This is a genomic window from Streptomyces sp. NPDC002403, from assembly GCF_053593015.1.
Genome location: NZ_JBSFBQ010000058.1, coordinates 33,938 through 42,664, shown reverse-complemented (window position 1 = coordinate 42,664; position 8,727 = coordinate 33,938). Strand labels below are relative to the sequence as shown.

Here is an 8,727-nt window from a genome sequence, read left to right as displayed (position 1 = left end):
CGGCTGCGGACTTCGTCGTCGGGAGTCAGTGACATGCAGCGAAAGTACCTTGCGCCTCATGCCTCAGAACGCTTGACGAGCAATAGGAGCATCAACGCCCGGCCACGGACGAACGACGGGTCCTGCCACTGGTCACACATGGATGCGTGGGGGCCCGGCGCATCAGCCCCGGGCCGTACTCCTCATGCCACCGCCGGTGTCAGGGAGTGCCCGCTGCTCCTCGGGAGTTCACGGCTCCTCCATCCGAAGGCAGCGGGTGGAACGGGATGGCGACGAGGTCGTACTGGGGGCACGGTGTCGTGAAGCACTGCTTCGGCGACGGCACACAGACACGCCCGGCAGGTGCCGCGACGGCGGCGCATGGACTCGCCTGTGGCGAGAGGGGGCGTTGCCCGGCGAACGCCGGGCTCGCCGGGGTGAGGGGCAGGGCGGTGAGGGCGACCACCGTGGCGGCACGCAGCAAGTTCTCGATCACAAGCAGCAGAGTCGGCCGGACTCCGGCACGGCGTCGCCCCACGGGAGGGTCGATCACCCGTACGTGTAGCGATGTTCACCCTCGGGCGCCTTGCCCACCCCATCCGCCGCTCCTCAAAGGAGCAGGCGCAGGAGATGTTCGCAGGCGGCCTGTTCGCTCGGGTGCCGGGCGATGACCTCGTACGTGCCGCGTTCGTACGCGCCGGTCTCCCACCCCCCGTCGGACGCCTGTCGCAGGAACAGGAAGTCCGTGGGGGTGGGGACCGGTTCGTGAACGCCCTCGATGCGGTAATAGCCGTCGGCTACGCCTGCCCGGCCCAGCGCCGCGCGCAGCTCCCGACGGTCCACGGCGGACCTACGCGCCGGCGGGTGTGAGGTAGTCGTGGTCCAGCAGCCACTTGACGTTCAGCCGCTGCCCCTCGCCCGGGTCGAGGAAGACCGCGTCCAGCTTGATCTGCTGACCACCTCCGGGCTGCTCGAACCAGGGTGCGATGCTGCCCTGCCACACCCAGAAGGGCTTGGCCACCTTGTAGACGCGGTAGTCACAAGCGACGGCTGCCTCTCGGGTGTTGAGGTTCTGCGGGGGCAGCGCGCGCTCCGCGTAGGCGTCACCGGCGGGTGCCAGGTAGCCGCCGTACTCGGAGCCGAAGCGGTCCAGTCGCTGGCCCGGACGCAGCTTGGTCGGCTCCTTGTCGATCTGCCCGTTGACCTGGCCGAATCCGTCGTTGGGCGGGTACTTCCAGCTGCCGGAGTCGGCCGGGCCCTCCCAGTACTTCTTGAGGAAGGCCTGCGGGGACAGCGCGCCGGTGCGCTTGTACCCCTTGAGGAGCGGGCCCACGGGGGCCAGCCGGTTGTTCGGAAGCCACTTGGGGCCGAGTCGGGCATCGCCGCGGAACTCGCCGGTGCAGGGCTCGTGACGGGCGGGGACCGCGGGCGACCGGTTCTCCGGCTTCGCCGAGGCACTCGCGGCGGGAGCCGCGACGAGCCCGGCGGTGATACCGAGCACGGCAAGTACGTTGCGCATGCGGTTCATTCAGATGTCCCCTCGGGTGCTGTGGATCAATCACGGGTAACTGACGAAAGGTAACCGTTCATTCACCCACAGCATCCGCGCCGTGCCGCCCGGAACCGGCCAACCTGACGTGCCTCGCGGTGGCTCGTGGAGCTCACACGACGCACAGGGCCTGCCGTGCAGTTCGCGGAACTGCGCGGCAGGCCCTGTGGGCGGGAGCGGCCGGGACTATTCGGCTGCGGCTGCCTCGTTCCCGGCCTCGGCGGAGGCCTCTGCCGAGGTCTCCGGGCGGCCGATCGAGCAGACCAGAGCGTTGTCCTTGACGTCGGCGACAATGGTGTCGCCCGGCTCCGCCTCACCGCTCAGCAGCAGCGAGGCGATGCGGTTGTCGAGTTCGGTCTGGATCGTGCGGCGCAGCGGGCGGGCTCCGAACTCCGGCTGGTGGCCGTGCGCGACAAGCAGTTTCTTCGCCGCCTCGGTGACCTCCAGCTCCATGCCCTGGGCCCGCACCCGGCGTTTGCTGCCGTCCAGCATGAGGTCGACGATGCGGCCGAGGTCGCCCTTGTCCAGGCCGTGGAAGATGATCGTCTCGTCGACGCGGTTGAGGAACTCCGGCGGGAAGTGTCCCCGCAGATCGCCCATCAGGTCCTCGCGGATCTCGGAGACATCGCCCTTGTGGGCGAGGATGCGCTGGGCACCGATGTTGGACGTCATGATGACGACGGTGTGACGGAAATCCACCGTCCGCCCCTGGGCGTCCGTCAGGCGTCCGTCGTCCAGGACCTGCAGCAGCGTGTTGAAGACGTCGGGGTGGGCCTTCTCCACCTCGTCGAACAGGAGCACGCTGTAGGGCTGACGGCGTACCTTCTCCGTCAGCTGGCCGGCCTCCTCGTGGCCGACGTATCCGGGAGGTGCGCCGACGAGCCGCGAGACGGTGTGCTTCTCCTGGAACTCGCTCATGTCGAAGCGGGCCATGCGGTGCTCGTCGCCGAACAGCAACTCGGCCAGGGCCTTGGCGAGTTCGGTCTTTCCCACACCGGTGGGCCCGAGAAAGAGGAAGGAGCCGACGGGCCGATCCGGGTCGCCCATTCCGGCCCGGTTGCGGCGTACCGCCTGCGCGATCGCGGTGACCGCCTCGTCCTGGCCGACCACCCGGGAGTGCAGGGCGTCCTCCAGCTTGAGGAGCTTCTCCTTCTCGCTGGCGGTGAGCTGCGTGACCGGGATGCCGGTGCGGCGGGAGACGACATCGGCGATGTCGGCGGTGGTGACGTCCATGACGCCCTCGCGGCGTTCCTCGATGCCCGCGAGTTCGGCCTCGGTCTCGGCGATCTGTGCCTTCAGCCCGGAGGCCTTCTCGAAGTCCTCGGAAGCGACCGCCTCGTCCTTCTCCCGCCCCAGCTCGGCGAGTCTGTCCTCGCGGGAGACGACTTCGGTGGACCTGCCGAGCGAGCGCAGCCGTACCCTGGCGCCCGCCTGGTCCATGAGGTCGATGGCCTTGTCCGGCAGGAAGCGGTCGCTGATGTAGCGGTCGGACAGCTCGGCGGCCGCCACCAGGGCGTCGTCGGCGAAGCGGACCTGGTGGTGGGCCTCGTAGGAGTCGCGCAGGCCCTCCAGGATCTGGATGGTCTCCTCGACCGTCGGCTCGGGCACCATGACGGGCTGGAAGCGGCGTTCGAGTGCGGCGTCCTTCTCGATGTGTTTGCGGTACTCGTCGATGGTCGTGGCTCCGACGACATGCAACTCACCACGCGCAAGAGCGGGTTTGAGCATGTTGCCCGCGTCCATCGCGCCCTCGCCGGACGCCCCGGCGCCGACCACGGTGTGCAGCTCGTCGATGAACAGGATCGTCGAGTCCGCGGCGGCGCTCACCTCTTCGATGACGTTCTTGAGCCGTTCCTCGAACTGGCCCCGGTACTGGGAGCCCGCCACCAGGCCGGAGAGGTCCAGGGCGATCACCCGTTTGTCCTTGAGGGTACGGGGGACGTCGCCGGCCACGATGCGCTGGGCGATTCCCTCCACGATCGCGGTCTTGCCGACGCCGGGCTCACCGATCAGTACCGGGTTGTTCTTGGAACGCCGCGAGAGGACCTCCACGGTCTGCTCGATCTCCTCGGCCCGGCCGACGACGGGGTCGAGCTTCCCGGCCTTCGCCTCCTCGGTCAGATCGCGCCCGTACTGGTCGAGGGTGGGGGTGTCGCTCGTTCCGGCCGCCGGGGTGCCGTCGGCCCGTGCCGCGTTGTCGGCCTCGCGCCGCAGCCTGCCGGTGTCCGTGCCGTACGCACCGAGCAGTTTGGCCGCACCGGAGTCCTGGGCGTCGAGCAGCGCGCCGAGGATGTGCTCCGGCCCGATGTAGGAGACCCCGGCCGCCTGGGAACGCTCGTAGGCCTGGAGCAGTACGCGTTTGGCGGCGGGGGTCAGGCTCGGCTCCGCGGACGGGGTGGCGCTCTCCCCCGGCAGGATCCCGGCGATCCGTTCGCCCAGCTCGTCGGGGTCCGCCCCGGCCTGTACGAGCAGCGTGCGGGCCGGGTCCACCTGGGTGGCGGCCCACAGCAGGTGCTCGGTGTCCAGGTCCCGGCTGCCGTCGTCGGTCGCGCGTGTGGTCGCCCGGCCTATCAGCTCGCGGGCCGATTCGGTCAGCAGCCGTCCGATGGGGACCCGCTGCACCTGTGGCGGGGAGGACGCCGGGGACATCCCGAAGAACCGGTTGAGCATTTCCGAGAACGGGTCCGGGCCGCCGAAGGAACCGAAGGAGGACATGGTCATGGTCACCGTCCAGTGAGTGCGGGTGGGGGCGCGTGGGACGGCCGGCCGGGGTCGCGCTGAGCCGGACGCGGACGTGGGGTGCCCGGGGCCCACGGATCAGCGGGATCGCCTCGTGGCCCCCATGGGCAGGTGGTTTCACTAGACCAACGCGCAACCCGTCACGCAACGGCGCGGGCGCTCACGCAGCGCCCGCGATCGGCACGCACCACGGCTTCACCGACCTCCCGGCCCGGTGACCGACCGGCCGAAAGTACGCCGATCGGGTGACGTGTCGACCGGACACCGCCCTCCGGAGGAGGTCCGGGTCCACAGCGGCACCCCTCCGCTCACGTGTTGCTGCTGGGCGCCGTCGCCCCGGTCGCCTTCGCGCCGGTGGTCGATCCCCTGGCGGCCTCAGACACCGACGGCCGCGAGCAGTCGGGGCAGTTCTCGCATGTCGTCGAAGACAGTGGTGCGCGGTCCTTCGAGCCGCGATGCCGGTGTGAGACCGCCGCAGTACCCGAAGGCCCGCATTCCGGCGGCGCGGGCTGCCTGGACTCCGTACGCGCTGTCCTCGATCACCACGCACCGTCCGGGTTCCACCCCCATGGAGCGGGCGGCATGGAGAAACAGATCGGGGGCGGGCTTGCCGGTCGCGACGTCTTCGGCGCTGAAGATGTTCCCCGAGAAGTGCTCGCTCAGGGCGGTGATCTCCAGGTTGCGCCTGATGCCGTCGTGATCACCGTTCGATGCCACGCAGACGGGTACGGCGAGCGCGTTCAGAACCTCCGCGATGCCGTCGACAGGGGTCAGTTCGGCGTCGAACGCCGTCCGGTACAGGTGCGCGTACTTCTGCTGCCAGCCCTTCTCCAGCCGCCGTCCGAGCCGTTGCTCCACGGCAGCCGTGTAGACCTCGTCGGACGAGCCCACGAACTGCTCGATGATCTCTGCCTCGGTGAACGGGCATCCCAGGTCAGCCGTGATCACCGCGTCCACCTTCACGCATATCCGCTCGCTGTCGACGAGGACACCGTCGCAGTCGAAGATCACCAGTTCGACAACAGGACTCCGAGTCATGGGCGGCAGCCTAGTACCTCTCCCAACCGTTGCGCGGCGTACAGTTTCGGACATGCCAGGGGTGGCCGTGTCCCCGCCCTGAGCTGCGTGTTCATGGCTCCGCGTTCGGCAGTCGCGTCGCAGCCGTCGCGTGTACACCGCTCTGACGGCCTTCCTGCTGACGCACTGTCACATCTGAGCCCACCGGTCGCCCCCTTCACCACCGGTGCGTTCTATTTCCGGATTTCTACGTGCTTGTCAGTGTCATACGCCACGCTGGACGCATACCGCCCAACACCGGCTTGGAGGCCAGTAGTGGACGCCCAGGACCTCGCACAGCTCGCCGACAAAGAGTTCGAGCAGATGCTCACCTCGAACATCCACCCGCCCACCCGCGACGCCAGAACATGGGCGGCGATCACCCACCCGGACAATCTGCCGCGGGCCCGGCGGATCCTCACGCATGTCCACGAACGGACCGCGAGCGTCCTGCGGCGCCGCAAGACCGAGCGCGAGGAGTTCCGCGTCCAGTGCTTCGCCCGGGGCGAGGCGGGAAAGCGTGAATGGTTCGCCACCCGGGCCGACTTCGAGTCGCTGCGCCGCCGTACGGCCAACTTCCACCAGCGGGTCCAGCGGGCCATCACCGAGCTGGGCCAGGAGCAGCGGAACGTGAACCGCGCGCAGAGCCACAACGCCGGGCAGCAGAGCCGGGAGACGCTCCGCGAACTGGCCGTGGCCGTGCAGCGCCACCAGGCGGTCCACGCCCGCAACGGCGGAGGTGCCGAGCAGGTGGACCACGAGCTGTGGCAGCATCTCGACCGGCTGACCGTGCCCACCGGCCCCGGCCAGCATCCGACGACCCTCCGCACGATGCTCAGCATCTACTGGACCGACGCCCGGCCGCTCGACGACGATCCGGGGCGCCGGACACAGACCGAGCACGTCACCGCCGCACCGGCCCCTGCCGCGGCCCGTCCCGGTGTTCCGCAGGCCCGGCGCGTCGACGACCGGGAGGACCTCACGGCGTAGACGCGTCCCGCCCGATGCCGGGGCGCGGGCATCGGGCGGGACGGGTCAGGAGGCCTTGTGGAGACCCAGTTTCGCCACGTGCGGGTTGGCACGGGCACCGAGGACGCGCAGCCGGACCTTGGACGCGGTGACGGGCGCGCTCAGGTACTCGATGCGCTTGTACCCGATGGTGCCCGCCCGCACGGCGGTCCTCCACTGAGTCGAGCACGGCCTCGGGGCCCGACCGGGTCAGTTCCAGGTCGTCGCAGGAGGCCTGGCCGGGCTTCTCCCGGTAGCAGTGGACGGTCGCGGTGGCGCTGTGCGCACCGGTGGTGAACTGCAGTGCGGTACGGGTCCAGGTGGTGCGGAGACCTGGTTGTCCTTGCTGCCGCCGTAGCCCTTGGCGCCCAGGGTCGTGGGGGTGCCGTCGCTGCGGATCCAGCCGCTGAGTTCGTACACGGTGGCGGGCTCGAGTCCGGTGGCGAAGTCGCCCTCGGGGGCGTCCAGCCGGAGCGCGCCGGCGCCGGTGCGGGCATCGGTGGACGCCGTGGAGTTGCGCGTGGACCAGTCGGCGAGGCCCTTCTCGAAGCCTCCGTCGGCCAGTCCGGCCGGGGCTGCCTCGATGGGGTCGGGGGCGGTGCCGTCCACGCCGGGGCCCTGGTACGCGCCGGTGTTCGGCGGGTCGGCGACGGGGTTGCCGTACAGGTCCTTGTCCGCGTCGTCGGCCACGGCCGTACCGGCTCCGAGCGCCGGTGATCCGGTGTGCAGCCTCAGGCCGTCGGGCAGCTCCCCGGTGCGGTCGGTGAACCGGGGGTCGGCGGTGGACCCACCCGGGTCGGCCGGGGCGCCGCGGACGTTGACGAGGGTGTTGTGGGACAGGGTGACTCCGCCGCTCTTCAGGCTGAAGGAGGCCGTTCCCTCCCCTTCCTTGACGACGATGTTGTTGGTCAGGGTCAGGTCGTGCTTCTCGGTCGTGTTCTCGTTGACGACGGTCTGGCTGATCCCGTCGCCCACGTAGACCGTGTTGTTGTGGACGCGTACGCCGTCGAAGGAACCCGAGCAGGTCTCGATGGAGCGGAAGTGGTCGTTGCGGCTGACGTTGTACCGGATGACCGCGTCGCCGAGCTTGCCGGTGGCGGTGCAGACGAGGAAGAAGCCACCCGCGTTGTCGTGGCTGGCGTTGTACTGGAAGACGGTGCCGAAGGTGCCCTCGTCGATGTCGTACGCCATGCCGTCGCGGGTGGTCTCGCCGCCGGAGACCTCGTTGTACTGGAAGACGGTGTTGTCCGCGTTCCATGGCCACATGCCCGCGTTGTAGCCGGCCGAGCGGCGCTGAAAACCGTCGAGGCGGTTGTGCTCGACGAGAGCACCGTCGGTGGCGGTCATGACGATGCCGTCACCGCCCAGGTCCTGGAGGGTGTTGCCGCGGACCACGACCCGGGTGGACGGCAGGTACGCGGGGCCGTCGGGGTCGTAATCACCGTGCACGGGACGGTTGTTCCAGGTGGATCCGAAGTAGATGCCCTCTCGGTCCACACCCGTGACGGTGTTCCCGGCGACCTCCACGTCGTCGAACCTGGTCGGTTTCTTCGAGCCGGTGACGGAGAAGAGGATGCCTGCCGAGCCCTCGGTGCCCTTGGTGTCGTCGCCGCGGATGTCATGGATGTCCAGGCCGGTCAGACGGTAATGGGTGCCGGTCCCGAAGTCGTCCAACTGGACTCGTACACCGCGCTTGTTCCGGCCCGGGGCACCCGAGTCGGTGATCTCCAGGTCGCGCGCCTCGGCCCACTGGGTGTTCTTCAGCAGCAGCGTCTCGGGGTTGCCCCCGCCGTCGATCACGGGCTTGGTGCCGGTGCCATAGGCCCCGATGACCATGGGCTTGCCCGGCCGGCCCGATCCGTTCGGGGCAAGGGTGCCGGTGCAGCGGGTGCCGCGCCTGAGCAGGATCCGTGAACCGGTCTTGAGGGAGAGGCGGTTGACCTCGTCCAGGCTCTGCCAGGGGAAGGCCGGCGATCCGGTCCGGGTGGACGCGTCCGCCGAGCAGTCGACGTACTGGGTCTCGCGGTTGCTCGTCCGGTGGCTTTCGGCGGCGGTGGCCGTCGGTACGGCGGCTGCGAGCAGGGACAGGACGGTGGCGGCCACGGCCACGGCCACGGGGATCGGACGGTTACGCATGCGCCATCGATGCATTCGTTTTCGGCTCCCTCTGTGCACGCTCTGTGCAGTGCTGAGAGCACTATGGTGCGAAGAGAGGTCGCCGCGAAAGACTTTGATCGGATGCCTTGCTCTTCTTGCAACATCGAGCAGATGGAAGCACGATCACGCAGCGATGGAAGTACCGCATCCGACCGCTGACGGCCGGATGCCCCGCGGCAAGGATCGGATGACTCCCCCGGGAACGTCCCGCCACCGAGCGGCGATCGAGACCGTTCTCG

7 protein-coding genes are annotated in these 8,727 nt (G+C 69.4%); 1 reads left to right on the top strand and 6 read right to left on the bottom strand.

All coding sequences use genetic code 11. The features are described 5' to 3' along the window. Positions 1–588: 588 nt before the first annotated feature. The 4 genes from ACWCPY_RS36510 to ACWCPY_RS36495 form a co-directional block, all read right to left on the bottom strand. Positions 589–822: a hypothetical protein gene (locus tag ACWCPY_RS36510; protein ID WP_451272444.1), complete on the bottom strand. Its 234-nt coding sequence runs from the start codon at positions 820–822 to the stop codon at positions 589–591. A 7-nt stretch (positions 823–829) separates the two neighbouring features. Further along, positions 830–1,507, bottom strand: a complete 678-nt coding sequence (locus ACWCPY_RS36505; protein WP_451272442.1) for a TNT domain-containing protein — start codon at positions 1,505–1,507, stop codon at positions 830–832. A gap of 207 nt (positions 1,508–1,714) precedes the next feature. Then, positions 1,715–4,249: an ATP-dependent Clp protease ATP-binding subunit gene (locus ACWCPY_RS36500; RefSeq protein ID WP_451272440.1), complete on the bottom strand. Its 2,535-nt coding sequence runs from the start codon at positions 4,247–4,249 to the stop codon at positions 1,715–1,717. Between the two features lie 393 nt (positions 4,250–4,642). Then, the gene (locus ACWCPY_RS36495) at positions 4,643–5,305 is read right to left on the bottom strand and encodes an HAD family hydrolase (RefSeq protein ID WP_451272438.1); all 663 of its coding nucleotides are present in this window, start codon (positions 5,303–5,305) and stop codon (positions 4,643–4,645) included. Positions 5,306–5,599: 294 nt separating this feature from the next. Between ACWCPY_RS36495 and ACWCPY_RS36490 the strand changes: the two genes are divergently transcribed. After that, a complete protein-coding gene (locus ACWCPY_RS36490) occupies positions 5,600–6,313 on the top strand; it encodes a hypothetical protein (protein ID WP_451272437.1) in 714 nt (237 codons plus the stop codon). Between the two features lie 45 nt (positions 6,314–6,358). Here the strand turns inward: ACWCPY_RS36490 and ACWCPY_RS36485 are convergent, their stop codons facing one another. Both ACWCPY_RS36485 and ACWCPY_RS36480 read right to left on the bottom strand, forming a co-directional pair. After that, positions 6,359–6,496: a hypothetical protein gene (locus tag ACWCPY_RS36485; protein ID WP_451272435.1), complete on the bottom strand. Its 138-nt coding sequence runs from the start codon at positions 6,494–6,496 to the stop codon at positions 6,359–6,361. 45 nt (positions 6,497–6,541) lie between these two features. After that, a complete protein-coding gene (locus tag ACWCPY_RS36480; protein WP_451272433.1) occupies positions 6,542–8,467 on the bottom strand; it encodes a right-handed parallel beta-helix repeat-containing protein in 1,926 nt (641 codons plus the stop codon). Between the last annotated feature and the right edge of the window lie 260 nt (positions 8,468–8,727).

What these genes read in the sequence shown, in the direction of transcription:
- ACWCPY_RS36505 (WP_451272442.1), bottom strand. Translation starts at nt 1,507, where the DNA reads ATGAACCGCATGCGCAACGTACTTGCCGTGCTCGGTATCACCGCCGGG.
- ACWCPY_RS36500 (WP_451272440.1), bottom strand. Translation starts at nt 4,249, where the DNA reads ATGACCATGTCCTCCTTCGGTTCCTTCGGCGGCCCGGACCCGTTCTCG.
- ACWCPY_RS36495 (WP_451272438.1), bottom strand. Translation starts at nt 5,305, where the DNA reads ATGACTCGGAGTCCTGTTGTCGAACTGGTGATCTTCGACTGCGACGGT.
- ACWCPY_RS36480 (WP_451272433.1), bottom strand. Translation starts at nt 8,467, where the DNA reads ATGCGTAACCGTCCGATCCCCGTGGCCGTGGCCGTGGCCGCCACCGTC.